Source organism: Vibrio sp. 1978, assembly GCF_033344345.1.
Map to the genome: position 1 here is coordinate 42723 of NZ_JAWPOP010000006.1, position 24508 is coordinate 67230.

Here is a 24508-nt window from a genome sequence, read left to right on the forward strand (position 1 = left end):
ACATTTTTTATAAAAAATTTTACGGATTTACGTTTCGGTTGATCGGGTTCTGCAACGATATCAATGTCTCCGTGGACTGAACCTCATCAATGGCTTGCAGCTTGTCGATCAGTACAAATTGCAGCTCTTCAATCGATTTGCACATCAATTTGACGAATATGTTATACGCGCCCGTGGTGTAGTAAGCTTCAACGACTTCGTCGAGCGCGTTGAGTTTTTCTAACGCGGAGTGGTAATCACGAGCTGCATTGAGGTTAATACCAATAAAGCAGCACACATCGTAGCCAAGCTTTTTAGTATTGATGATCACCTCCGTTCCTTCGATGATGTCCGCCGACTTCATCTTCTCGATACGCACATGGATAGTGGCAGGGCTGACATCGAACTGCTTTGCCATTTCTGCGTAGGGCGTTCTGGCGTCAGCCATCAGTGTTTTTAATATTGCGCGGTCAAGGTCGTCGAGTTTCGGCAGGCTCGCATTCATACTATGATTTCCGTTAGGGATAGAGTTTTACCTCCCTTTTATACTCATAGCGGATAGGATTCACAAGGTTTGGCAGGAGTAACTGCGGGTTAACTCCGAGCTATGGAGATAATGTGCAGCGTTTTCTGGTTATTGCCGCGCTATGTTGGAGCGCGTTTGCTACGGCCTCAGATCCGAAGGTGTTGGTCGTGCACTCCTATCATCAGGGTTTTTTCTGGACGGACTCCATACAGCGAGGCATCGAGCAACAGCTGGGCGATCGAGCGCTGGACATGCGTGTGCTCTATCTAGACTCGAAACGTAACCAGAGTGAGCAGTTTTTTGCACAACTAAAATCCTTATATCTTACGAAATTACGCAAAGAGCGATTCGATGCCATTTTAGTGAGCGATAACAATGCGCTTGAACTCATGCAGCGTTTAGCCTCAATCATCAAAGACACCCCAGTTATATTTAACGGCATTAATAACTACCATCCTTCTTTACATCGTTCTCTGAATGCAACCGGAGTTATGGAAGATGTCGATTTGGAAGCGAATCTCGCTCTTATTGAGCGCTTACATCCGAACTACACACAAGTTCTCATCGTCAGTGACCACTCGGTGACCGGTGAGGTGTTGCGTTATCAAATCGACAATTTTGTCCTCAAGTTCCCGCAATATCGAGACAAAATCGTACAAGTTGTCCCAGACAGTATCATCGATCTAAAACAACAAGTCGCAAAACTGAGTTCCGATAAAGTCGTCTTGTTCTGGACCTATTACCGAGATAAACAAGGTATGGTTGGCAGCGAGCGTGACTGGGTTGGTGTCAACAAAGTCTCAAACGCGCCGCTGTTTATGGTGCATGACATTGGTTTGGGTCATGGCGCAGTTGGAGGGGTTATTCAAAGTGGTTATCGGCATGGTATTGAGAGCGCAGAGATGCTTGAGTTCGTTTTGGATAACCCTGATCAGCCTCTGCCTGCGGTGAAAAAAAGTGATTCTGAAATAAAGCTCGATTACCAAGCGGTAGCGCGTTGGGGATTGGGGGCTGAACAAGAGGTTTCTGCGGTATTTTTTAATAAGCCAATGAAGCTTTCTGAACGTTTTGCCAAGGAAATTCGCCTGTTTGGTAGCCTGTTTGTGGTGATGTCGGTGGTCATTTTGCTGATGGGTTATTATTTACAGCGGATGCGTCGAAGTGAGAGCGCTGCGCGAGAAAGCCAGGCTATTCTAGAATCGATTTTCGATCAGAGCATGCAGTATATGGGCATTTTGGATGCCAACGGTGTGCTTAAATCGGGCAACGATCACCTTCAATCCTTACTTTATCACCAAGGACTGCGCTTAGACCGACCACTTTGGTTTCACCCCAACTGGAGTGAAAAAGCACAAGCGTTGCTTGAGGAGTATTTCCACGCGCCTCACCATCAAGTGTCGACGTTTGAAGCTGAAATTTGGAGTAAAGAACACGGCGCATTGGTGTTAGAAGTTTCGCTCAAGCCTTTTTCTCAGCAAGTAGGGAATCATAAGCAATACTTGTTTGAAGCGCGCGATATTACCAGTCGTAAATTGATGGAGGACAAGCTCTACCAACGTGAGTCAACCCTACGCAACTATTACGAGCAGCAGCCCGTGATGATGGTGACGCTTGATAGTAATAACCGAATTCAAGAAGTGAATCGATTTGCTCAACTACTTCTTGGCTACAAACCGATGGACATGCTCGGACATCGCCTGAGGGAGTTCTATTTTGATGACAAAGTGCTGTTCCCTCGCCAAGTGTTATTGCAACCCAACCAGCAAGTGCATGGTGTTTGGCGACGTGAAGTCGAGTATCGTCATGCAAATGGTCATCGTGTTTGGGTGCGCGAGAATATTCGTCCGCTGAGTGAATCTGAGCAACTGCTGATTGTGGGCGAAGATATTACCGAAACCAAACTGCTCTCCGAGAAATTGGAATACCAAGCTCGCTATGACTTACTGACGGGGACTTACAACAGAAACCATTTTGAACTAGAGCTTAAGACCGCACTGTGCGAAGTGGACAGCCATCGTCGAGTCCACGCCATGTTGTACCTCGACTTAGATCAACTAAAAGTCCTCAATGATACGGTTGGGCATGATGCAGGTGATGCGGCGATTCAATTCTGCGCCAGTATGCTGGAAGGCGTTCTGCCGTACAATTCCATCTTGGCTCGAATGGGAGGCGATGAGTTTGCGGTGTTACTCAAAGACTGTGACGAATATGGCGCCATCAATATTGCCAAACTGATCATCTCGACACTAAGCGAACACCTCTTTATTTGGGAAGACACACGCCTGTTCATCAGTTGCTCAATTGGTATCCGTATCATCGATCATACCGCTGATACGCCACAAATGGTGCATGCTCAAGCAGACTCTGCTTGTCACGCCGCTAAAGAGCAAGGCCGTAACCGCTATAATCTATTCAGCTTAGATAACGAAGAGTTGCAGCGTCGTCAGATGGAAATGCAGAGCGTCAATTTGGTGCATGAGGCATTGTCGAATCAACGTTTAGAACTGTTTGCTCAACCGATAAAAAGCTTACAAAAGCACGAGACTCAAATGTATTTTGAGATTTTGGTGCGTATTCGCAATGGGTACGGTGATTATGTTTCTCCTGCGCTGTTTATCCCTGCTTCCGAGCGCTACAACATTGCCCATTGGATTGATAAGCAGGTTATTACTCAAACGCTAGAGTGGTTTGAACAGCGTCCTGAGGTGGTTGAACAGCTTGGTCGCTGTTCGATAAACCTTTCAGGTCAATCTATGGGGAATCAAGAGTTTATTGACTTCTTATTGGAGCGATTGGAAAGTTCGACTCTGCCGTGTGAAAAAATCTGCTTAGAAATCACCGAGACAGCGGCGATGAGCAATCTGGATCAAGCCATTGAGCTGTTTACCAAGCTAAAGGCTTTGGGTTGTATGATTGCATTGGATGATTTCGGATCTGGATTGTCTTCATTTGGTTACTTAAAGAAACTTCCTGTCGATATCGTGAAAATTGATGGTCTTTTCGTGCAAGATATCAACGTAAATGAAATGGACCGCGTGATGGTTCGTTCAATCAATGACTTGGCGAAGCAACTAGGTAAAGTGACGGTGGCGGAGTTTGTCGAAAATGACCAGGTTATGCAGCATTTGATAGACCTCGGTGTGGACTACGGTCAAGGCTACGGTATTGGTCATCCTAAGCCGCTTTCTGAGCTAGTGGAGCAACTGACGGTTGTATAACCTCTTCGTAGCAAGCTCAACCTAGCATTAATAGGTAACTTAGGTATACACTCAGCGCCAGTTACCTCGATTTTTATTGGAGCCTCCTTTTGCAACTGCAATTGATCTGTGAAAACCCGTCTCAACAATCTCATCTTGATGAACTCGCTGCGCGTTGGCAGCTTTCTCACACTGACGATAGCGATTTTGCTTTGGTGCTAACCACCGAGCGTTTGGAGCTACGTAAAGTGGATGAGCCAAAGCTGGGGGCAATCTTTGTGGATTTGATTGGTGGTGCGGTAGGTCATCGTCGCAAGTTCGGTGGTGGTAAAGGCCAAGCAATTGCGAAAGCTGCGGGGTTGAACAAAGGGGCAACGCCAACCGTGTTAGACGGCACGGCAGGTCTTGGTCGTGATGCGTTTGTGCTCGCCTCGCTAGGTTGTAAAGTGCAGATGGTCGAGCGTCATCCAGTCGTAGCGGCTTTGTTAGATGATGGCTTGGATCGAGCGAAACAAGACCCAGAAATCGGCACCTGGGTATCTGAGCGCATGTCGCTAATCCATGCTTCTAGCCATGATGCGCTGGAACAATTGGCGCAAGATAAAGACTTTTTCCAGCCAGATGTGGTGTATCTTGACCCGATGTATCCGCACCCAGAAAATAAAAAGAAGTCGGCGCTCGTGAAAAAAGAAATGCGCGTTTTCCAATCGTTGGTTGGCGCCGATTTGGACGCCGATGGTCTGCTAGAACCAGCCATGGCGTTAGCCACAAAGCGTGTAGTAGTTAAACGCCCAGACTATGCTAACTGGCTGAACGAGAAAAAACCGACCATGACGATTGAAACGAAAAAAAATCGCTTCGATGTCTACGTTAAAGCATCGATGGCATAACTTCCTGACGGCTCAACTTTTCTTGTCATAGTACGGTGTGTCGTGCTGTGACTCAGCCTCTCTTTCCTCGTCTCTATTGATAGTTTTCTCTTGCTAATTCCCTTCCCTGACTGTATATCTAACTAAGAATTATTATTATTTCACTTGTTGTGATGCGGTCGATAACTGGGAAGCTGGAGTAGTAGAATGGCTAAACGTTTATGTAAAATGAGTCGCAAACAGATCGCGGCAGAACTTGGTGATATCCATCGTTTAGTTGTCGCACCAAAATTCGTTTGTCGTTCTTGCGCACGCTCTTCATCGGCCAAAGATACCCTTTGTAAGCCAGCCGCAATTCCTCCACAAAAATGCCAAGACAAGCCATTGAGTGAGCAACAAGCATGTGGCTTATTGGTTGAAGCTCTGCCATCACAAGCGATTCCAGTGACCACTAAACAAAGCAACGAAAAAGCAGCGATTGTGAAGCGTGTTGTTGAGCGCGTGAAAGAGAAAAAACAAGCCAAAAAATCTCCGGAGCCAGTAAGAGCCGACGCATCAGTATGGTTTGATTTAGCGGATAAAAAATCGCTCAAGAAAGCGAAAAAAGCACTGAAAAAGCACTATAAGCAGCAAAAGAAGTTGCTAAAAGTGGCGAAAAAACAACAAAAGTTACTTAAGCGTCAGCGTAAACTGGAAGCGCGTAATGCGAAACTAGAAGTGTTGCTGCCAACGCCACCTAATGCTTTGATAAACGCAATCTCACAAGCCAAAGTGCATTAATCAAACAAAAAACGCTCTCCAGTCGGAGAGCGTTTTTTATTGCTGGAATATTTGTTAGTAGCGATGGCGTTACTTATTGGCGTAGCTCATTTCGACGCGCTTTTTCACCCAGGTTTCGTTAATCCATAGGGATAGCATGATGATCGCACCGCCAATGGCGAGTCGCATGACATCAACATCGCGGTTCCAAATCACAATGTTTACAATCAAGCCCGCCGGAACCAATGCATTGTTCATTACTGCCAGTGCACCTGCGTTCACCATAGTCGCGCCTTTGTTCCAAGCAAAGTAACCAAAACCAGAAGCAATCAACCCAAGGTATGTCAGAATGCCCCATTGCGTTGTAGTGGTTGGTAGTTTGTCGAGGTTACCCATGAGCGCGAAAGCCACGGTTGCTACACAAAGTGCACCTAAGTAGAAGTAGCCAAACACGGTGTGTTGTGGCAAATCGACGGGCTCACTCTCCATGATATATTTGTAGCCCACCTGACCGATGGCAAAGCAGAGGTTTGCTCCTTGTACGACCAAAAAGCCCAGTAGGAAATCTTCATTAATGCCTGCAAATTTAATCCAGGCGGCACCAAATACGGCTATTGCAGCGGTAACTAAGTACCAAGGTGAAAAGCGACCTTTCAAGAAGTCATAGATTAGCGTGACGTAAATGGGTGTGAATACGGTGAACAGCAATACTTCTGGCACGGAAAGGAGCAAAAAAGATTGGTAGTAGAAGCAATACATCAAACCGAGCTGGAAGCCACCGACAGTCATCAGTTTCGCGATTAGGGATTTGCTAACGCCACGGAATTTCAAAAAGGGAATGAAAACCAAACTCGCCAGTGCCACGCGCATGAACACCGAGAACCAAGAATCAACCTGACCGGCGAGGTAAACGCCGATCAGGCTAAATGAGAATGCCCAAAGTAGGGTAACTGCGGATAGATAAGCCATGGATGAGAATCTTTATCAACAACAAATGTGCCCGCAGTCTAACCAAGTTTTATCGTTGCGCCAATCAGTCTTTTAGCGGTACGACCAGCATATCGACTGGTGAGCAGTTAATAAGCTGTCGAGTCGAAGATAGAATCTTGCTCCAGAAATCTTGGTGATGACCACAAACCACCAAATCGATACTGTAGTCTTGAATGGTATCGCACAACTCATTACTCAAATCGCCACTACCGACTAAAGTATGGGCAATTGGGTATTGCGCATATTCTGCGAAGTTTGCCAATTGTGTGCGCGATGCTTCCATTGCTTGATGTTGCGCTTCTGCCATATTGATATCGATAAGCCCAGTGTAGAGTTCTGCGTAGTTCACGTCGATGTGAATAAAAGAGACTTTCGCATCCAGAGGTTTAGCCAGTGATACGGCTTTCTTAATCAACACTTTACTGTCGTCTGAAAGGTCGACTGCCACAAGTATGTGTTTGTAACTCATATTGCTATCTCCTTGTAAGGTCATAGTTTTAGATTAGCACCAACCCCAAAAAAAATTTGCTGAAGTGATCTCATATCGGTGCCGTAGGTACAAAGTCTTGTCTCAGTAATCATGTTATAGTGGCGTTATATCCAAGTGACTTTGATATGCTGAAATAAGCGTAGTGTTACTGACTGGAGTTGAAGTGAAACTTCGCCGTGTCTGCCAGACCAAGCTATTCTCGCAGCGTCATTTATTTCGAGGTTACTTGGGTATATTGCATGCACAATAATAGGAGTTAACATGCTGTCTCAAACTATGGTCGAACAATTGAATGAGCAAATTAACCTAGAATTTTTCTCATCCAATCTATACTTACAAATGAGTGCTTGGTGTGAAGACAAAGGTTTTGAAGGTGCGGCTGAATTTTTACGCGCTCACGCCGTAGAAGAAATGGAGCACATGCAACGCCTATTCACTTACGTGAGTGAAACTGGCTCAATGCCAATCTTAGGCGCTATTGATGCGCCAAAGCATGACTTTGCGAGCCTAGGTGACGTTTTTCGCGAGACATTTGAACATGAGCAAATGATCACGGAAAAAATCAACAAACTGGCGCACGTTGCATTTACTAGCCAAGACTACTCAACGTTTAACTTCCTACAGTGGTACGTGTCAGAACAGCACGAAGAAGAGAAGTTGTTTAAAGGGATTTTAGATAAGATCGAACTGGTAGGTGAAGACGGTAAAGCGTTGTTCTTCATCGACAAAGATCTAGCACAAATGGCGAAAGAAGGTTCATCTTCAATCATGGATGCTCCAGCTGCGTAAACGCGTTTTGGGACGTTGTAAGTAGCGGGTAAAGACGAAGTCTTGGTCGTCTTTTTCTCTTGAGCATTGTTGAAGATGTAGGGAGGAAAAGATGATCAGTGGAGACACAATCTTATTTGCGCTAATGGTGGTAACTGGAGTTAATATGATCCGGTATCTCACCGCTCTTCGTTCTCTAATTTATATCATGCGTGAAGCGCATCCGCTGTTATATCAGCAAGTTGATGGTAATGGTTTTTTTACTACTCATGGAAATGTCACCAAGCAGGTGAGGTTGTATCACTACATTAAAAGTAAAGAATATCATCATCACCACGATGAAATTTTTACTGGTAAGTGTGAAAGAGTGCGTGAATTGTTTGTTCTATCGACCGCGTTGCTCGGCGTGACGCTACTTGCGGCCTTCATTCTCTAAGAGTCAATAATCCAGAAGTTGTTCTGTCTGAGATTTTGCGGACATACAGAGCGCTTAGAGTTTAAGCGCTTTTCCCTTTCGGTATTTGTCGGTAGAATGTCGCGCCTAGAAAGCAAGGATGTGCAATGTGCACATCCTTTTTTATTTTGATTCGATACCAATCAGTCTAAGAGCTACCGATGAGTAAGAAATTTGATGTTGTTGTAATTGGCGCAGGCGCAGCAGGTTTAATGTGTGCTGCAGAAGCAGGCAAGCGAGGCCGCCGTGTTTTGGTGCTCGATCATGCTAAAAAGCCAGGACGTAAAATCCTTATCTCGGGCGGTGGTCGTTGTAACTTCACTAACTACGACGTTTCAGCTAATCACTATTTGTGTCAAAACCCGCACTTTGTTAAGTCGGCGCTCTCCCAATACACTAACTGGGATTTCATCTCGATGGTGTGTAAACATGGCATTGAGTTCGAAGAGCGTGATCACGGCCAGTTGTTTTGTGTCGATGCATTTACGGCCAAAGATATCGTGAAGATGTTGTTAGCTGAGTGTGACATGCCGAACATCGAGCAGCGTTACCAATGCGATGTTCATTCGATTGAAAAAATTGATGAAGGCTTTCGTTTGCATGCTGGTACTGAGATTGTCGAATGTGAGTCTTTAGTTATCGCAACAGGTGGTTTGTCGATGCCAAAACTGGGGGCGACACCATTTGGTTATAAAGTCGCGGAACAATTTGGTCTTCGAGTTATCCCAACCACGGCAGGTCTTGTACCATTTACTCTGCATAAAGAAGACAAAGAAGACTTTGCTGAGTTATCCGGTATCGCGGTACCTGCGGAAATTACGGCTGAAGATGGCACCATGTTCAAAGAAGCCCTGTTGTTCACACATCGTGGGTTATCTGGTCCAGCAGTGTTACAGATTTCTTCATTCTGGCGGGCCGGACAAAAGGTGTTGATCAATCTTGTGCCAAACGATGATGTTGCTGAGTTATTAGAACGCAGTCGTGAGAAGCATCCAAATCAGTCACTCAAGAATACGCTTGCCAAAGTGCTGCCTAAGCGTCTGGTTGAAGTCTTAATTGAACGTAAAGAGCTAGTCGATAAACCGCTAAAACAGTTCAATCAAAAGGAGCTTGCGGCGATTGTGGAGCGCCTAGAGCATTGGGATATCGCCCCGAATGGCACTGAAGGCTACCGAACTGCGGAAGTGACACTCGGCGGTGTCGATACTGATCACTTATCCTCGAAAACCATGGAATGCAAAGACATTAAAGGGCTTTATTTTATTGGTGAGGTGATGGATGTGACTGGTTGGCTAGGGGGCTACAATTTTCAGTGGTGCTGGTCGAGCGGCTTTGTTGCGGGGCAGTGGGTTTAATCAAACACCAAACGCAGCCTAACTGCATAAAAGATAAGATACAAAAAGAGCACTGAATAAAAGTCAGTGCTCTTTTTGTATTCCCATAGCGAGTTACTCGTCTTGATACTTTTCGAGTTTGTTATAGAGCGTTTTCACGCTAATGCCTAACTCCTGCGCTGATTCCGTTTTATTGCCTTGATTCTCTTCAAGGGTATTGAGAATGGCGGCTTTTTCTAGCTCTTCTAGCGAAACGCCCGCCGGAACAAGGTCTTCGATGCTGGTGCCTGTTTCCAATGGTGGTGTGTCGAAGATAAGGTGTTCATCTCGGATGGTGTCATCAGCCAAAATAAATGCACGCTCGATCGTGTGTTTGAGCTCACGGACATTACCTGGCCAGTCGTGTGCAGCGATTTTTTGGATCGCAGAGTCAAGAATCGTTTTGGTTTTTGCCTCATTGGCGTTGCGGTGCGCGATAAAGTGCTTGGCCAGACCGACGATATCACCGCCTCGTTCTCGCAGTGGCGGTATCGTTAATGGGAAATGCGATAAGCGGAAAAACAGATCTTCACGCAGGAACTGCTCCTCAATGGCGATTTTAGGATCACGGTTTGTAGCAGCAATGATGCGAGTATTAGCGATATGAACCGTATTACTGCCAACTGGGCGATACTCTCCGGTTTCTAGCACCCGTAATAGCTTCACTTGATGCTCGATAGGCATCTCGGTGATTTCATCTAAAAATAGGGTGCCGCCCTCTGCCTGCTTAAATACACCTTGGTGAGTTTTATTTGCTCCGGTAAAAGCGCCTTTCTCATGGCCAAACAGTTCACTATCAACCAATTCAGGGCTAATGGCACCACAGTTAATCGCTATAAAGGGCTGTTGTTTACGCTCACTCGCTAAGTGGATGGTCTGCGCCACCAGTTCTTTGCCTGATCCACTTTCACCGACAATAAGGACGTTGGCTTCTGTTTTAGCAACGCGCCTGATCATACGATAGAGCTGATGCATCGGAGAGGAAGAGCCGACCAAAAGACCAAATTGGTCAAGATCGCTGGTGGACACTTTACGCCCTTGATCTTGTTTGTGTTGATAGTACTGGCTGACTTCGCTCAGGGTGTCCGTCAGAATGGCAATATCAACGGGCTTTCTGTAGTGAAAAATAGCACCCAAGTTCATCAGCTTATCCAAGTTCTCGTTTGGAGCGCCTGAGCTAATGATGATCAAGTCCATATCGTAGATGTCTTCGATATTAGAAAGACGTTGATAATCTGCACTAGTAAAGTGGGCGACTTCAACAATCGCAACTTCCGGTTTGAGTTGTAGGAAATCTTCAATCCATTGGTCTGCGGCATCGATGTCATGCAGACGAAATTTGTTCAGTTCCTGGCAAGAAGCGATGGCATTTTTAAGTGATGGATCTTGTATTCTTAGAAACAGGCTTGGCATCGACATAGAAATGTCCTCTTTACTATGACAGAAACAATGTACGTGGATTATTCTCACTTCACAAGACAAAATATTGTCAGCATAGATTTAAGGATTTGTTCGGTATTTTTATGTTGTTAGCCCCTTTTTGATATATATCGGTGAGAGCCATCAGTAGATATTTCCTTTTGTTCAGATTTTTATTTTTTAAATAATAATTTTGCTATTAATTGATTCTGGAGAAATAGCCTTTCTGTTTTATCAGGTTATTTCGGCACAAGTGACGGAGGCTTATCACCGATTAAAAATTACATTTTTTACGTGTAAATAATTCATGCTTATACTTTATTGCTCATCTCATTTTTACCTCTTTTCTTTATTAGTTAATTAAAAACAATAAGTTATAAAGTTGGCACATGGTTTGCTCCTAGGGAAGTGCAACGTCAATAAAGGAGAATTACCATGAATAACATCGCAGCTAAAATTGTACTTACGTCAGTTCTTGCTACTTCATCTACAGCAGTCTTAGCGAGTGATAAATGGGAAAAAGAATCCATGGACGCTTGGCTAGATGGTAAAGCTGAAACCACACTACTGCTAAACAGCAATCTCAACTCTTTTGATATCAATACCGATGTTGAGAATCAGGTCGTTACCCTTTCTGGTTCGGTAAACAATGATCTTGAAAAATCACTTGCCGAAGAGCTTGTTACTGGTCTTGATGGTGTGAAAAAAGTAAACAACGAATTGTCAGTAGTGAATGAAGGCAAGAAAGAAACTGATTCAGAAGCTTTAGCTACACTGACCGATTCTAAAATCACGACTATAGTTAAAACGCGCCTACTAATGGATACCAATGTGAGTGGTACGGATATTGATGTAACGACAGAACGCAAAACGGTAACGTTGGCAGGTAAAGTTAATTCAGATGCGGAGCATGATCTTGCAATTTCAATTGCAAATAACACCAATGACGTAAATAAGGTGGTTGATAAGCTAGAAGTGGTTCAATAATAGCGAGCCGAGTGATTTAACCCACTTTTATTAGGAGGTAACACTATGGTTCGTTGGATGTTTATTTTTCTGGCACTGGCACTAATTTCTGCACTATTAGGCTTTACTGGTATTGCAGGAGCTGCTGCCTCTATCGCGCAAGTGATATTTTACCTATTCCTATTGTCATTAATTGTATCAATAGTGATTGTTCTGCTAGGAAGAAAAAACGTAAATAGATAGGAGATTCCATGCAACTTACGTCATTTATTTACCGTATCGCCGCAGTATTCGGTTTGGTGTTTGCGTTGGCAGCTTGTAGTGAAGAAGGGCCAATGGAACAGGCCGGCAAAAAGATAGATGAAGCCGCCGAAGAAACCCAAAATGCGATTGAAGATGAATGTGAAAACATTAAAGAAAATCTAAACGCTGAAGACCAAGACTGTTAGCCGAATCAGGTTAGGTTTTTTACGCATAGCTATGTAAGAGAGGGGCGGTCAATCACCGCCCTTCCTTTTGTCCCAATTGTTTACAATCAGATAAGGAGTCAAAGATGAAAAACATATTTGATGTACTGAAAGAGAGTCATGAAAAGCAGCGCCTTTTACTCGATGCTCTGATGGAAACGTCTGGAGATTCCCCCGCTCGTGAAGAGTTTTACCACAACCTTAAAGAGGAACTCGAACAGCACGCAGCGGCAGAAGAGCGATTTTTCTACGCGCCTTTAATAGATAGCGATAAGACCATTGATCTCACTCGCCATGGCATCGCAGAGCATCATGAAATTGATAAAGTGATTGCACAGCTTGATGCAACCGATATGAGCTCGCCAGCGTGGCTCAACCTAATGAAAACCTTGCGTCACAAAGTGTTGCACCATCTTGAGGAAGAAGAACAGCGTTTCTTCCAGTTAGCCGGCAAAGTAATGACCGATAAGCAGAAAATGAAACTAGCGGATGGTTATGTTGAAGAGATGGCAAGCTAGGTAGAGTGTTGGACCTTTTCGTGCCATTTCGGCACGGGAAGGCACTCAATCAAGGCGTTTACTCAAGTTCATGTATCCAAGCTCAATCCCCCGCGTATTCTAACTTCCACTAAAAAGTGCACTCGCTGAAGGCAAGGAGAGCGAATGTTTATCATCAAATATTATATTCTTGGCGCTCTGATCAGTTTATTGGCCGCTATATATACGCCTCAAATTATCGTTAGTTTGCTGTTCTTGTGGATATCTCTTTCTTTAGCGTTGGTCAGCGTAGCCTACGTATTCGACATTCCCTCTATTTTTAGAAAAAACCAAGATGGCAAGATTGTCAGGTGGATTCGCTGGGCATTCATCCCATTTCTATTGGGGGCTAGAGCGTATAACGCCTGGGAAAGACGGCGTGATACAGTGCCTCCAATCCAAAAAGTCAGCGACAATTTATACCTATCTCGCCGTTTGTTTCAGAGTGACTTAGATTTTCTCGAATCCAATGAAATCTCTTGTATTGTCGATGTCACCGCAGAATTTGCAGGCCTTGAAAGTGCGATGACCGACAAGCAGTTTCATTACCTTTCGATTCCGGTACTCGACCACAAAGCCCCGACGCTAGAGCGCCTTCGCCATGCGATTAACTGGATTGATACTCAAATCTCGTGCTCGCGGGCAGTGGTTGTGCATTGTGCGTTAGGGCGTGGTCGTTCAGTGTTTGTTGTGGCGGCGTATTTACTGAGCAAAGACCCGTCACTGACGGTTGAATCCGTGATGAAAAAAATCAATGACGTACGCAGTACCGCGAGATTGAATAAATTACAGATTAGGACGTTACGAGCGATCAGTGAAAAAGGCGTACTGGGGCTGGATCAATCCACTTGGATGGTGGTTAACCCTGTTGCAGGTGGCGGCAAATGGGAGGAAAACGAACAGCACTTGATTCGTGAACTAACCAAAAAATATCGCTTGAGTATTCATCAAACCACCACAAACCTCAGCGCCGAGCAGCTAACACAACAGGCAAAAGAAAGTGGAGCTAAGCAAATCATCGTAGCTGGTGGCGATGGCACAGTAACAGAGGTGGCGAGCCAATTGGTGGATACCGACCTCAAACTCGGTATTGTTCCGCTCGGAACTGCCAATGCGTTATGTCATGTGCTCTATGGCGTTGGCGCAAAATTCTCACCGGTCGAAAAAGCGTGTGAAGCGTTGCTTGGCGGACACTGCCAACGTATTGATACTGCGGAATGTAATCAGCGGCTTATTTTATTGGTCTTAGGCATTGGGCTAGAACAGAAAATGATCGAGCACGCTCAGCGAGAAGAGAAAAATGTTTTTGGACAACTCGCTTACCTCACCGGCTTTTTTAATGCTGTAGTGGCGGAAGAAACGCAAGCTTTAACCGTTTCGTTAGATGCTCCAACTGGAGATGGAAACCACGACAATAATACACAAACGCTTGAAGTCCATAGTTTTGTCGTTGCGAATATCGCTCCATTTAGTACGTTGCTTGCCCAAGGTGGTGATGCGCCGCAGCCTGATGATGGCAAGCTGCATATCACATATTTAGATAACACCGAGTCTTTAGGCGGACGTCTTATCGCATTGTCGGATCTGACATTAACGAGCGTAGGCGCACAGGAAGAATCGACACATTTTCAATACGCGACGGCTCAGAGCGTCACTATTTCTGCGAATAAACCGATTGAGTATGTGATTGATGGTGAACTGTATTCTGATGAGCAACTGGCAATCAAGCTGCGTCCAAAGTCATTGAACGTATTTGTTCCAAGCCAGAGACGTAAATCAGCTTCGCTTTAACACAGATAATCCGCGGATAACGCGCCATTTGCTTCGTATTCTACATGGCGCTTTTTCTGTGTTGTTTGATGATTTGGTGTGCGTCGTAAAAAGGCTATTAAGGTCGCTGCGTAGATGCAGCGGCTTTTTTCTATCTGCACCTTTTACTAGGTTGATTGGGGATGTGGTTTAAACAAAGTGAAAGAAAGAAGGGCGAGTACAATTACTCACCCTGAGGTAAGTGCTTTTCAATTTCATCGTTTTCAACTTGTAAAGCAGCTAACCAATAAGAAACAAGTGCGGTTAAGTTGGTGTCGTCAATGGCTCTAAGCAGGGCTTTTAAATCATCTAACAGTAGTTTATTCATAAAATGCATTTCTTTGTAATTGCCTAACTCGGCAACGCCGTATTCGGTGGCATTTTCTGCAATGAATTGTTCACCGTCTTGATCGAAGAACAGCTTCGCCATCTTTTTGATCATCACTTTTTCTATTTTCACGAATCGATATGCCGCTCTTGCGAGTGTCATATGTGATTGCGGGTTAACGAGAGGCAAACACGTTTGGCGATGGTGTGTCATTTTTACGAGTAGCTCCCTTACTCGATTGTTATCCAATGTCATAGTGACCTCTTTATTTATGACTATTGTCGTGGGACATTTCTCGTGATGGTTATGTTAATGCGCCTGTGGGCTTGTCAGAAATGGCCAAAGCAAGTTGGCCATTTCTTTGCTCAATACTGAGCTTTATTGCAAAGGCGACCACCAAGTTTTAGCTAATAAGGCTGATGCTGCTGAGTTTTTCTTTGCAGCTTTTTATATCGCTACGAACTTTCAGCAGAACCGAGTTATCCGCCTGCTCTGGGTGGGAAGTAATCAAATTCTCAATCTCTTTGAGTACCTTGCTTTCGACACCTTCAAGCTGTTCTAAATACATAGACTCTTTGTCAGAGGACACTTCCTTCATCACGTCGCTGTAGACCTCACGCGCCTTGATGGTGTAGGAAACCGGAGTGTCGTCGGCAGATTCTTCATTGTTACTTGCTAGAGAGTAGGGAGTGAGCTCAATGACTGCACGCTCACGTACTCTGAGCAGTTCTACCAACACATTATTCAAAGAAGTGTTGTCGATGTTCTCGATGGCCTTGTTGTAAATTTCATTTCCGCTTTCGATAAGCTCAATGATTGAGGCGATGTTTTCATTTTTCATATGCCACTCCTTATTTACTGGTGATAGGGGTGTTTGAGCGTATGGAATACAAACACGATGTTTCGTCTTCAGTTGCAGGTTGTATGCCAATGAACTTTAAGTCTTATTAATCAGTGACTTAATATCTTGTTTTGCAATAACTTGCTAACAGTCGGTAAGGCGCTAAGAAAAAATTACAAGAATGGCGGGGAAAGCCTGGAAAGAATTACACGTACAGATACGGCTTTTTATCAAAATAAAAATAAAATCAATAAAAAACAATAACTTAAAATTCTGGCATGGATATGGCTTTGTAGGGAGTAAGTGAGGTCAAACATTGTTTCACTTGATTCACTATTCAACTCATTAATGGAGGCTAGTTATGGCTACTACAAAAGAAAGCACAGTAAAACCTCAAGAGCAGTTAGAAGAAGCATATCACTTAGCGGAACAAGCCACGACGGAAGCCGTTGGCGCGATGAAAGACCAAGCCAAAGAGAAGCTGGATGTAGGTGCACAGCAAGTTCAGCAGGCGACTAAGTCGGCAGAAAATGTAATCAAGGAGCGCCCATTGCTGAGCATAGGCTGTGCCTTCCTTGCTGGTTGGGCGGTTTCGAAGCTGATCAAATAATAGTGGTCATCAAGGATTAAGCCACACAACAGAAAGGCGAGGCTTCACATGAATAACTCAGGGCAAGTTACCAATCAGCAATCAGGCTCGGCGGCTTCAGACAGCGGCCGAGCCCCTGATGGGGCAGAAGAACAGGATATCCAACAAACCATTAATGGTTTGAGCAGCATTCTTGCGCAATTGGACCAACTGACGAAATCGCTAAAAGCATGGTCAGGTTCAACGTTGGATTTGTTCCTCTTGGAGATGAAAGTTAACGTGTCCGCAGTGCGTCAGATTTTGCTGTGTACCGTTGTTTTTACCCTATTGTCGGTATTGTTCGTATTCAGTTTGTGCCTTGCCTCTGGGGTGGTGGCTTATCAGTTAACTGCCAACGTATATGTTGCCGTGGGTGTATTTATCACATCATTAGGCTTGGCATTATTTGCTTTAGCCTGGTGGCAGAAGCGTTTAGTTGGATTTCTTGGATTCAAAAATACGACAGAACAATTACAGGAGGGGTGGGATGCGCTCGCTACAAAAGCTCAATCGAGCCATGCGGATCAAGCGGATGGAAGGTAAAGCGTCTCTAGAGCAATGCTGTTTGTCGATGGAAATGTTCACGTTTACCACCAAGAAGTTTGTGAGAGAAAACCCTTGGACGACATTAGGCATTAGTGCTGTCGTTGCCGTTACCGCTGCAAAAGCAGGTCGATTGTCTCGACTGACTTCTTCTATTTCGTCAATGGGGCTATTGGTTAGCAGCGTGTCTGATATTACCGATTCGCTCACAAAGCCGGTCGCGGCAGCTTCTCTGGATGAGTCAGATGCGGAGCAAAATGGAAATGCAGCAACACAAAACAAATAAGCAACGCTGCGACGACAGAGGGCGAACCACTCTAATAGCGGATTTCACCGCAAAATTTTCTTACCGATTCTGAGCTTATTATGACAGCGAAATTGAACATTCCTGCCAACACTGCGATTGGTGCAACGCTTCTCGTCCTGTTACTCGTCCCAGGGCTGTATTTTGCCAAGCCAATATTGTTACCTATTGTACTTAGCACCTTTATTTCTCTGCTGTGCAGTCCTTTCATTAATTATCTTGAAGACAAAGGCTTACCACGTGCTATTACCGTCGTGTTGACACTGTCATTCCTCGTTGGCGCCTCAATTATTGGTCTTGCCGCCATGTCGGAGCCCGCCAAGCAATGGTGGTCTGAGCTGCCCAGTATCGTGAAAAATGTGTCGCAAGAAGTAAGCGAAGTTACTAAAGCTTCGGCTGATCACCTTAATACTCCATTGAATATCGCCAATGATATGAGTATGGATGAGGTCGGGAACAACACCGTATTTTCTTTGGTAAAAACGCTCGCGACCACTACGCCGACGATTTTGACACAAGCGATGATCGTGCTGTTTATGGTTTACTTTATGCTCAATCATGGACGAAGCTTATTTCGAAAGTCAGTGTCTTACTTACATGGGTTCGCCAAACAGCGCCAAGCGATTGAGTTGGTCAAAGCGCTACAGAAAGACCTATCTCGATACATTGGCACCATCACGTTGGTGAATGCGGGACTTGGGTTGAGTGTTGGGGCCGTGTTTTTTGTTCTAGGCCTTGAAGATCCATTTCTATGGGGCGCATTTGCAGGCGTGATGAATTTTGCGCCGTACCTCGGCCCTGTCATATCCATGGTGAGCTTTGGCTTTGTTGCTTATCTTCAGTTGGAGTCGGTCAGTTTTATGCTGACGGTGGTGTCTATCTATTTACTGCTCAATTTGATTGAAAGTCAGTTTGTTACACCAACACTATTGGGGAAAAGGTTTAACTTAAACCCGTTAGTGATTTTTGTTTGGCTTGTTTTTTGGGGCTGGCTTTGGGGCGGAATGGGACTATTGATCGGTGTGCCGTTGCTGGTTTGTATCAATATTTTGGTTGATCGTCTAGAGCTATGCCAATCAACCCAAAATCAAGCAAAACAAATCACCTCCGCGGACGTGGCACCGCGAGAGTGACTTGAGGAGCAAGCTGGTTCAACGAAACAGTTTTTCAGCGCTCACTGGCTGACTAAATAAATATCCCTGACCATAAATACAGCCTTTTTCGAATAAATAATCGGCTTGTTCCCGAGTTTCTATCCCTTCCGCGACGACTTTCAACGACAGCGTTTTTCCCATGGCAATAATGGCATTCACAATCGCGTTGCTGTCGCTATTACTTGGGACATCACTGACAAATGAGCGGTCAATTTTCAGTTTGTTGATTGGCAAACCTTTCAAGTAAGACAAAGACGAATAGCCAGTTCCAAAGTCATCCAGAGAAATCTCAATACCCAGCTCTCGTAATTGATTTAACGATGCAATGGCTTGTTGAGGGTCGATCAGTAAAAAGCTCTCTGTGATCTCCAAATCTAACCGTTGGGCAGGGTATCCGGTGTTATCGAGGATAGTACTTAATCGCTGAATGAAATTTGACTGCTGAAGCTGCAACGCAGAAACATTGACGGCGATTTTGCCAAACTCGATGCCCTGGTCTAGCCAAGCATTACCTTGCAAACAAGCTTGTTGTAATACCCACTCACCAATGCTTTGAATCAGCCCTGTTTTTTCTGCAATTGGAATAAAGTCTGCTGGTGGTACAAGGCCAAACTCTGGATGCTGCCAGCGTAATAAAGCTTCCACGCCGACAATCGTATTTTGTTCCAAGTTGTATTGCGGTTGGAATTCTAACCGGAGTTGTTGTTTTTCTATTGCTTGATGCAAAGCGGATTGAATGCGTACATGGGATACGGATTTATCGGTCAAATCCGGTGAGTAAAACGCGTAGCCGTTGCGTCCATTTTTCTTCGCTAAGTACATCGCAGTGTCTGCGTTTTTCAGTAAGGTTTCACTGTCTTGACCGTCTCTTGGGTACAAGGCAATACCAATACTGGTCGAGACACGAAGTGAGTCGTGGTTTGCCAAGTCGAATGGTTGCTGGAATACGCTTAGAATATCGCCGACGGTTTCCAGTAAGGCAACATCACTATGGATGTCTGGCAAAATAATCACAAATTCATCGCCGCCAATACGAGCCACATGCGCATTGAGGTGAAGCACATCTTGCAGACGAATCGCTAACTTAGACAGCAATTGGTCACCACAGAAGTGGCCCATACTATCGTTGATGTGTTTGAAATGGTCGATATCTAAGAATAGGGTGGCAAACGTCTGCTGGCTTTTGTGTCCGGTTTCGATGTGTTGTTCGAGTAAGCTGAGTAAATGGGTGCGATTAGGTAGATTGGTTAATGGATCGTAAAAAGCCATGCGCTGCAGCTTTTCTTCGTGTGCCTTACGCACAGAGATATCTTCAAACACACAAATGTAGTTAATAAGGTGGTTTTTATCGTCCATTACGGCGCTAATGGTCGCTAATTGCGGATAAATGCTGCCATCTTTCTTTCTGTTGATGAATTCGCCTTTCCATTGGCCTTTGTTTTCGAGTTGATGCCACAACTGTTGATAGAAACCTTGATCATGATGGCCTGAACGCAGAATTCGTGGGTTTTTTCCTATCACCTCTTCAGAGCGGTAACCTGTAATTTGGGTAAAAGCCGTGTTTACATCAATGATGTTGGCATTGCGGTCTGTAATGACCATGCCTTCTTGCGAATTGTTGAAAATTTGGGACGCTAAGGAGAGCTGCGTTTCTACCATTTTTCGGCGGGTGATGTTACGTGTCATCCCCAGAATGCCGATTAAGTTTCCCGCATGATCACGGACAGGAGACTTAATGGTTTCTAGCCAAGTGGGGTTATTGTTTTCATCAATTTGACGGCATTCTTCAACAATATTTTGCGTGCCCGTGGCTACCACCAATTTATCGGCATCAATGAATTTTTCCGCACGTTCATGGCTAAACAGAGCAAAATCGTCTTTTCCAATGATTTCACTGTTGGTTTTTTGCCACGCATTTTCTACGCTTCGGTTGGTCATCGAATAAAGACCATCCATGCCTTTTATCCATACGTGGTCTTCAAGGCAGTCGATAAACTCTTGTAGTGTTGGTGTTGGCTTTATTTCCGCGCTTTGATGTCGCGTTTGTTCTTGCTGACAGTGCAAGTTGATATCAAAGCTGATCCGCCCCGCCATTGCGCTTAGCCATGCCGAAACAACCGTTGATTGATCATTAGGGTGAGTCAGTGTCAGTACGGCAAGCAATTCGCCATTAGGTAGCCAAATCGGTCCTATGCTCAAGGTTTGCTCTTCAAAAGGGGTATGGCTAACTGTAAAATCTGTCGGCGTAAAGTGATCGACAACTTGCGTTATCACATCGACGATAGCACGATGATTTTGGGTTGAGGTGGACACCTCAGTCGATAGCCACTGCTGAGTATCGCTCAGAGTATAAAGCTGTCCCTGAGCTTGAGTTACATTACAGCATTGTCGCAGAACGTGTTGCCAGTCTGCCATCAAAGGCGAAGGAATAGCGAAGCGAAACATAATTAATAACGAGTCCTAAATCGCCCAAAGGTAATTATATTAGAATCTAGCGTAAGCTATTGGGCTTTGTGAGTATCGTATCCAACGCGTAGCTAAATCCTAGCAGCGTAAAGTGCTTTCTATCATTAAAATGTTATCTATATCTCTTTTTTATCCAACTTATTGCATCGTTTTTTAGGGCTTTTGATAGGTGATTAAGAAGCGTTTACCGCTTTGGTTTTCTTGCCCCATGAGACTTGCTGAATGACTAAGCCACTGATGATCAATACTAGGCCAATCAAGGTTGAAGGGTGAATTTCTTCGCCGATGATGGTAGCTAACAACATGAGTGAGATAAATGGAGAAGCAAAGATCAGATTACTGATACGCGCGGTGTTTTGCGTTGATTTGAGTGCGCTCAGCCACAAAACGAAAGTGATCCCCATTTCAAACAGTCCGACATACGTCACCGCTGCCCAGCCTTTAGCTGAGATCATCTGCCAGCCAGCACCTTCATAAAGACTTAAACCAATGGCGAATGGAATAGCGACCAAAAAGCCGAGCAGAACGCCAACCACAGGGTCGGCCTTATTTTTGGTATTTAAAATCCAGTAACCGGCCCACAGCAGCGTTGATAGCAGCGCAAGACCAACACCCAACGGGCTCTCAAATTCCATGCCTAAAAGATTGCCTTGTGTGGCAATCACTATCACGCCGACATAACTAAAACCGCAAGCCAGCCAGTCCTTACCACGGATCTTTTGTCCTAAGAAAACAGCGGCCATTAGCGTTAAGGTGATGGCCCAGCTGTAGTTGATCGCTTGAGCCTGAGATGCGGGCAGCAAGTCATATGCTTTGAACAGAATAACGTAATACGCCAAAGGGTTAATCAACCCAAGCAGTAGGTAATACCAAGGGTTTGAGAAAAATGTAGCACTTAACTGGCCCAATTTACCTTGCACACCACAGATTACTGTTAGCGCAATCGCAGAGACGATGCTGGCAATGCATAGCATTTGAATAGGCGTAAATTCTGCCAACGTGAGTTTAAATGCGGTTGCAACGGTAGACCAAAGTAATACTGCTGAGAGCCCAAATCCTAGGGCGCGACGCTCGTTCATGATGCCTCTGCGTGATGATGTGCCGCTCGGTTTGGATAATTTGAGCGGAAGAAAGAATATTATAGGAAGGCCTAGTGTATGCGAGGATTTTTCATCCAACAAACTGGACATTTATCCAGTGTCTAAATACCATTGTTATAGATACAAAACACAGGCTAACTCGCTATTATGCAATGGATTCTTGAGTACCAATCTCTCATTCTCTCTTCTCTTTGTGCTGCCACGCTTAGTGGTGTCGCTGCCGGTTGGTGGGTGAAACAGCGTTTTATCACCCAAACTCAGCTTCTCGAGCAACAACTTGTTTCAGAAAAACAGCTTCATCAACAGCAACTTGAACAGGTCAAGCAAAGCCTTGCCGATGCTCAGCAAGAGTTGGATGAATTAGATGATGAGCGCGATAAAGCCGCGTTTGAAGTACGCCAAACACATGGAAAGCTGATGGCAGCAATGGAAAAACTGCGTTACTTCGAGGCTGTAAAGCAAGAGCGCCAGCAATACTTTGATGAGCTTGGCCAAATGCGTGAACACAAATCACGTCTAGAAACGCAGCTGCGTGAACAGCAAGCTCGCCATGAGCAAATTAACCAAGCTAATGCCGAAAAACTGCAAATTTTAGAACAAGCAGAAGCACGCTTGAAACAACAATTTGAGCACTTGGCCAATCAACTGTTTGAAGAAAAAACCGCGAAGGTCGATTTGCAAAACCGTCAGAGTTTAGAAGGCTTGTTGTCACCGCTTAGAGAACAGTTAGAAGGGTTCAAAAAGCACGTTAATGACAGCTTTAGTCAAGAAGCTAAAGAGCGCCATACCTTAGTGCATGAGCTGAAAAACCTGCAACGTTTGAACGAGCAAATGACGCGCGAAGCGGTTAATTTGACCCAAGCGTTGAAAGGGGACAACAAACAGCAAGGTAACTGGGGCGAAGTGGTGCTCGCTAGGGTACTTGCCGAATCTGGCTTGCGTGAAGGGCACGAATATCAGACTCAGGTGAACTTACAAAATGAAGCTGGCAAGCGTTACCAACCTGATGTCATTGTTCATCTCCCACAAAACAAACAAGTGGTTGTGGATTCTAAAATGGCGCTGGTTGCCTATGAGCGCTACTTCAACGCCGAAACTGATGCTGAGCGCGATCAGGCTTTGAATGCGCATTTAGCCGCTCTACGTGCACATATCAAAGGGTTAAGCATGAAGGACTACCACAAACTCAAAGGTATTCAGAGTTTGGACTATGTTCTGATGTTTATCCCGGTTGAGCCGGCGTTCCAAGTCGCGATTCAAGCCGATCCAAGTTTGATCAAAGACGCGATGGAGCAAAACATCATTTTGGTGAGCCCAACAACGTTGCTGGTGGCATTGCGCACCATTGATAATCTATGGCGCAATGAACGCCAAAATGAAAACGCCAAAATGATTGCGCAGCGTGCGACAAAACTCTACGACAAATTACGATTGTTTGTAGACGACATGGAGGGGCTCGGTGGTGCGCTGGATAAGGCGAATCAAAGCTATCAAGGTGCGATGAACAAGCTTGCCACAGGGCGCGGAAATGTGATTCGCCAAGCCGAAAGCTTTAAACACTTGGGAGTTGAAATTAAACGACCGATTTCTTCCGACCTCGCGCAGTTAGCGCAGAGTGATGCATTTTCAGAAAATGACCCGTTAGTAGAAAGACATCCGGCTGAGGATAAAGTAAACTAATCGCCCGCAGTGCAGTGGGCGATTTTATTTGTCAACAAACGCCCCGTAGAGGAAAGCGCTGCCTAAGAGGAATTAGAATGACGGACACAAGTTTGCAATCCAATACAGCGTTAGAGAATGAAACCACTCACTTTGGTTTCTCTACAGTGGCAAAAGACGAAAAAGTGACTAAGGTTGCCGAAGTATTCCACTCCGTGGCAACAAAATACGACATCATGAATGACCTGATGTCAGGTGGTATTCACCGCCTTTGGAAGCGCTTCACTATCGATTGTAGTGGCGCTCGCCCTGGCCAGCGTATTCTTGACCTAGGTGGTGGTACGGGGGATTTGACGGCGAAATTCTCGCGCATTGTTGGCGATGAAGGCCATGTCATCCTTGCCGATATCAATAACTCAATGCTTAACGTTGGTCGCGATAAACTGCGTGACAACGGTATTGTGGGTAACGTGCATTACGTTCAAGCCAACGCAGAAGAACTGCCGTTCCCTGATGATTATTTTGATGTTATCACCATCAGTTTTTGTTTGCGTAATGTGACAGACAAAGACAAAGCGCTTCGTTCAATGTTCCGCGTACTGAAGCCAGGCGGCCGTCTATTGGTGTTGGAATTTTCAAAACCAGTGCTAGAGCCGTTATCGAAAGTATACGACGCATATTCATTCCACTTGTTGCCGAGAATCGGTGAGCTAGTTGCGAATGACTCAGAGAGTTACCGCTACCTAGCGGAGTCAATCCGTATGCATCCAGACCAAGAAACGCTGGAAGGCATGATGCAAGACGCAGGTTTTGAAAACACCAAATACTACAACTTAACTGGTGGTATTGTGGCTTTGCATCGCGGTTATAAATTCTAAGGGTT

25 protein-coding genes are annotated in these 24508 nt (G+C 44.9%); 17 read left to right on the forward strand and 8 right to left on the reverse strand.

Features of this window, described 5'->3' with window-relative positions; genetic code table 11:
• Nucleotides 1-19: 19 nt before the first annotated feature.
• On the reverse strand, nucleotides 20-484 hold the full coding sequence (gene asnC / locus R8N49_RS08000) for a transcriptional regulator AsnC (RefSeq protein WP_005389595.1): 465 nt from the start codon (nucleotides 482-484) through the stop codon (nucleotides 20-22).
• Nucleotides 485-597: 113 nt separating this feature from the next.
• Between asnC and R8N49_RS08005 the strand changes: the two genes are divergently transcribed.
• The 3 genes from R8N49_RS08005 to R8N49_RS08015 all read left to right on the forward strand — a co-directional run bounded on the left by R8N49_RS08005 (nucleotide 598) and on the right by R8N49_RS08015 (nucleotide 5351).
• Nucleotides 598-3723 (forward strand): EAL domain-containing protein, encoded by a 3126-nt coding sequence (locus R8N49_RS08005; RefSeq protein ID WP_258489873.1) that lies wholly within the window; start codon nucleotides 598-600, stop codon nucleotides 3721-3723.
• Between the two features lie 89 nt (nucleotides 3724-3812).
• Entirely contained in the window at nucleotides 3813-4592 is a 780-nt protein-coding gene (locus tag R8N49_RS08010; protein ID WP_258489870.1) for a class I SAM-dependent methyltransferase, read from the forward strand.
• A gap of 186 nt (nucleotides 4593-4778) precedes the next feature.
• Complete coding sequence (locus R8N49_RS08015; protein ID WP_132937279.1) at nucleotides 4779-5351, forward strand: hypothetical protein; 573 nt, start codon at nucleotides 4779-4781, stop codon at nucleotides 5349-5351.
• Nucleotides 5352-5420: 69 nt separating this feature from the next.
• Here the strand turns inward: R8N49_RS08015 and R8N49_RS08020 are convergent, their stop codons facing one another.
• Together R8N49_RS08020 and uspA are read right to left on the reverse strand one after the other, a co-directional pair.
• Entirely contained in the window at nucleotides 5421-6299 is an 879-nt protein-coding gene (locus R8N49_RS08020) for a carboxylate/amino acid/amine transporter (protein ID WP_025768287.1), read from the reverse strand.
• Between the two features lie 64 nt (nucleotides 6300-6363).
• Entirely contained in the window at nucleotides 6364-6789 is a 426-nt protein-coding gene (gene uspA, locus R8N49_RS08025; protein WP_005379165.1) for a universal stress protein UspA, read from the reverse strand.
• 282 nt (nucleotides 6790-7071) lie between these two features.
• On the opposite strand from uspA, the gene ftnA reads away from it, so the two are divergent.
• From ftnA to R8N49_RS08040, 3 genes are all read left to right on the forward strand, one after another.
• Entirely contained in the window at nucleotides 7072-7599 is a 528-nt protein-coding gene (ftnA, locus tag R8N49_RS08030) for a non-heme ferritin (protein ID WP_005379167.1), read from the forward strand.
• Between the two features lie 91 nt (nucleotides 7600-7690).
• On the forward strand, nucleotides 7691-8014 hold the full coding sequence (gene uspB, locus R8N49_RS08035; protein ID WP_005382937.1) for a universal stress protein UspB: 324 nt from the start codon (nucleotides 7691-7693) through the stop codon (nucleotides 8012-8014).
• Between the two features lie 179 nt (nucleotides 8015-8193).
• Entirely contained in the window at nucleotides 8194-9387 is a 1194-nt protein-coding gene (locus R8N49_RS08040; protein ID WP_005382944.1) for an NAD(P)/FAD-dependent oxidoreductase, read from the forward strand.
• A gap of 93 nt (nucleotides 9388-9480) precedes the next feature.
• Here the strand turns inward: R8N49_RS08040 and R8N49_RS08045 are convergent, their stop codons facing one another.
• A complete protein-coding gene (locus R8N49_RS08045; protein WP_005382945.1) occupies nucleotides 9481-10824 on the reverse strand; it encodes a sigma-54 interaction domain-containing protein in 1344 nt (447 codons plus the stop codon).
• A 435-nt stretch (nucleotides 10825-11259) separates the two neighbouring features.
• On the opposite strand from R8N49_RS08045, the gene R8N49_RS08050 reads away from it, so the two are divergent.
• From R8N49_RS08050 to R8N49_RS08070, 5 genes are all read left to right on the forward strand, one after another.
• Nucleotides 11260-11811, forward strand: coding sequence for a BON domain-containing protein (locus tag R8N49_RS08050; RefSeq protein ID WP_170893620.1), 552 nt, complete (start codon nucleotides 11260-11262; stop codon nucleotides 11809-11811).
• A gap of 45 nt (nucleotides 11812-11856) precedes the next feature.
• Nucleotides 11857-12033 carry a DUF1328 family protein gene (locus tag R8N49_RS08055; protein ID WP_005379177.1) on the forward strand — a complete coding sequence of 59 codons (177 nt, stop codon included), beginning with the start codon at nucleotides 11857-11859 and terminating at the stop codon, nucleotides 12031-12033.
• 8 nt (nucleotides 12034-12041) lie between these two features.
• Entirely contained in the window at nucleotides 12042-12239 is a 198-nt protein-coding gene (locus tag R8N49_RS08060) for a hypothetical protein (protein WP_005394413.1), read from the forward strand.
• 104 nt (nucleotides 12240-12343) lie between these two features.
• A complete protein-coding gene (locus R8N49_RS08065) occupies nucleotides 12344-12775 on the forward strand; it encodes a hemerythrin domain-containing protein (RefSeq protein WP_005379185.1) in 432 nt (143 codons plus the stop codon).
• 144 nt (nucleotides 12776-12919) lie between these two features.
• Nucleotides 12920-14584, forward strand: a complete 1665-nt coding sequence (locus R8N49_RS08070; RefSeq protein WP_047103710.1) for a diacylglycerol kinase family protein — start codon at nucleotides 12920-12922, stop codon at nucleotides 14582-14584.
• Nucleotides 14585-14786: 202 nt separating this feature from the next.
• Here the strand turns inward: R8N49_RS08070 and R8N49_RS08075 are convergent, their stop codons facing one another.
• Complete coding sequence (locus R8N49_RS08075; protein ID WP_005379193.1) at nucleotides 14787-15185, reverse strand: hypothetical protein; 399 nt, start codon at nucleotides 15183-15185, stop codon at nucleotides 14787-14789.
• 148 nt (nucleotides 15186-15333) lie between these two features.
• Nucleotides 15334-15771 (reverse strand): DUF2383 domain-containing protein, encoded by a 438-nt coding sequence (locus R8N49_RS08080; RefSeq protein ID WP_005379194.1) that lies wholly within the window; start codon nucleotides 15769-15771, stop codon nucleotides 15334-15336.
• A 361-nt stretch (nucleotides 15772-16132) separates the two neighbouring features.
• On the opposite strand from R8N49_RS08080, the gene R8N49_RS08085 reads away from it, so the two are divergent.
• From R8N49_RS08085 to R8N49_RS08100, 4 genes are all read left to right on the forward strand, one after another.
• The gene (locus R8N49_RS08085; protein WP_005379196.1) at nucleotides 16133-16381 is read left to right on the forward strand and encodes a hypothetical protein; all 249 of its coding nucleotides are present in this window, start codon (nucleotides 16133-16135) and stop codon (nucleotides 16379-16381) included.
• A 48-nt stretch (nucleotides 16382-16429) separates the two neighbouring features.
• Nucleotides 16430-16942 (forward strand): phage holin family protein, encoded by a 513-nt coding sequence (locus R8N49_RS08090; RefSeq protein ID WP_005379198.1) that lies wholly within the window; start codon nucleotides 16430-16432, stop codon nucleotides 16940-16942.
• Entirely contained in the window at nucleotides 16932-17228 is a 297-nt protein-coding gene (locus R8N49_RS08095; protein ID WP_053349761.1) for a glycine zipper domain-containing protein, read from the forward strand. The genes R8N49_RS08090 and R8N49_RS08095 overlap by 11 nt, the downstream gene beginning before the upstream one ends.
• Before the next feature lie 80 nt (nucleotides 17229-17308).
• Complete coding sequence (locus R8N49_RS08100; RefSeq protein ID WP_005379202.1) at nucleotides 17309-18379, forward strand: AI-2E family transporter; 1071 nt, start codon at nucleotides 17309-17311, stop codon at nucleotides 18377-18379.
• 18 nt (nucleotides 18380-18397) lie between these two features.
• Here the strand turns inward: R8N49_RS08100 and R8N49_RS08105 are convergent, their stop codons facing one another.
• Entirely contained in the window at nucleotides 18398-20845 is a 2448-nt protein-coding gene (locus R8N49_RS08105; RefSeq protein ID WP_054579546.1) for an EAL domain-containing protein, read from the reverse strand.
• A 194-nt stretch (nucleotides 20846-21039) separates the two neighbouring features.
• Nucleotides 21040-21945, reverse strand: coding sequence for a DMT family transporter (locus tag R8N49_RS08110; RefSeq protein WP_053349759.1), 906 nt, complete (start codon nucleotides 21943-21945; stop codon nucleotides 21040-21042).
• Between the two features lie 168 nt (nucleotides 21946-22113).
• Here R8N49_RS08110 and rmuC point away from each other — a divergent pair, with 168 nt between their 5' ends.
• Both rmuC and ubiE read left to right on the forward strand, forming a co-directional pair.
• Nucleotides 22114-23646, forward strand: coding sequence for a DNA recombination protein RmuC (rmuC, locus tag R8N49_RS08115; protein ID WP_005379209.1), 1533 nt, complete (start codon nucleotides 22114-22116; stop codon nucleotides 23644-23646).
• A gap of 77 nt (nucleotides 23647-23723) precedes the next feature.
• Nucleotides 23724-24503 carry a bifunctional demethylmenaquinone methyltransferase/2-methoxy-6-polyprenyl-1,4-benzoquinol methylase UbiE gene (ubiE, locus tag R8N49_RS08120; protein WP_005379210.1) on the forward strand — a complete coding sequence of 260 codons (780 nt, stop codon included), beginning with the start codon at nucleotides 23724-23726 and terminating at the stop codon, nucleotides 24501-24503.
• Nucleotides 24504-24508 lie beyond the last annotated feature (5 nt).

What these genes read in the sequence shown, in the direction of transcription:
- asnC (WP_005389595.1), bottom strand. Translation starts at nt 484, where the DNA reads ATGAATGCGAGCCTGCCGAAACTCGACGACCTTGACCGCGCAATATTA.
- R8N49_RS08015 (WP_132937279.1), top strand. Translation starts at nt 4,779, where the DNA reads ATGGCTAAACGTTTATGTAAAATGAGTCGCAAACAGATCGCGGCAGAA.
- R8N49_RS08020 (WP_025768287.1), bottom strand. Translation starts at nt 6,299, where the DNA reads ATGGCTTATCTATCCGCAGTTACCCTACTTTGGGCATTCTCATTTAGC.
- uspA (WP_005379165.1), bottom strand. Translation starts at nt 6,789, where the DNA reads ATGAGTTACAAACACATACTTGTGGCAGTCGACCTTTCAGACGACAGT.
- ftnA (WP_005379167.1), top strand. Translation starts at nt 7,072, where the DNA reads ATGCTGTCTCAAACTATGGTCGAACAATTGAATGAGCAAATTAACCTA.
- uspB (WP_005382937.1), top strand. Translation starts at nt 7,691, where the DNA reads ATGATCAGTGGAGACACAATCTTATTTGCGCTAATGGTGGTAACTGGA.
- R8N49_RS08040 (WP_005382944.1), top strand. Translation starts at nt 8,194, where the DNA reads ATGAGTAAGAAATTTGATGTTGTTGTAATTGGCGCAGGCGCAGCAGGT.
- R8N49_RS08045 (WP_005382945.1), bottom strand. Translation starts at nt 10,824, where the DNA reads ATGTCGATGCCAAGCCTGTTTCTAAGAATACAAGATCCATCACTTAAA.
- R8N49_RS08050 (WP_170893620.1), top strand. Translation starts at nt 11,260, where the DNA reads ATGAATAACATCGCAGCTAAAATTGTACTTACGTCAGTTCTTGCTACT.
- R8N49_RS08055 (WP_005379177.1), top strand. Translation starts at nt 11,857, where the DNA reads ATGGTTCGTTGGATGTTTATTTTTCTGGCACTGGCACTAATTTCTGCA.
- R8N49_RS08060 (WP_005394413.1), top strand. Translation starts at nt 12,042, where the DNA reads ATGCAACTTACGTCATTTATTTACCGTATCGCCGCAGTATTCGGTTTG.
- R8N49_RS08065 (WP_005379185.1), top strand. Translation starts at nt 12,344, where the DNA reads ATGAAAAACATATTTGATGTACTGAAAGAGAGTCATGAAAAGCAGCGC.
- R8N49_RS08070 (WP_047103710.1), top strand. Translation starts at nt 12,920, where the DNA reads ATGTTTATCATCAAATATTATATTCTTGGCGCTCTGATCAGTTTATTG.
- R8N49_RS08075 (WP_005379193.1), bottom strand. Translation starts at nt 15,185, where the DNA reads ATGACATTGGATAACAATCGAGTAAGGGAGCTACTCGTAAAAATGACA.
- R8N49_RS08080 (WP_005379194.1), bottom strand. Translation starts at nt 15,771, where the DNA reads ATGAAAAATGAAAACATCGCCTCAATCATTGAGCTTATCGAAAGCGGA.
- R8N49_RS08085 (WP_005379196.1), top strand. Translation starts at nt 16,133, where the DNA reads ATGGCTACTACAAAAGAAAGCACAGTAAAACCTCAAGAGCAGTTAGAA.
- R8N49_RS08090 (WP_005379198.1), top strand. Translation starts at nt 16,430, where the DNA reads ATGAATAACTCAGGGCAAGTTACCAATCAGCAATCAGGCTCGGCGGCT.
- R8N49_RS08095 (WP_053349761.1), top strand. Translation starts at nt 16,932, where the DNA reads ATGGAAGGTAAAGCGTCTCTAGAGCAATGCTGTTTGTCGATGGAAATG.
- R8N49_RS08100 (WP_005379202.1), top strand. Translation starts at nt 17,309, where the DNA reads ATGACAGCGAAATTGAACATTCCTGCCAACACTGCGATTGGTGCAACG.
- R8N49_RS08105 (WP_054579546.1), bottom strand. Translation starts at nt 20,845, where the DNA reads ATGTTTCGCTTCGCTATTCCTTCGCCTTTGATGGCAGACTGGCAACAC.
- R8N49_RS08110 (WP_053349759.1), bottom strand. Translation starts at nt 21,945, where the DNA reads ATGAACGAGCGTCGCGCCCTAGGATTTGGGCTCTCAGCAGTATTACTT.
- rmuC (WP_005379209.1), top strand. Translation starts at nt 22,114, where the DNA reads ATGCAATGGATTCTTGAGTACCAATCTCTCATTCTCTCTTCTCTTTGT.
- ubiE (WP_005379210.1), top strand. Translation starts at nt 23,724, where the DNA reads ATGACGGACACAAGTTTGCAATCCAATACAGCGTTAGAGAATGAAACC.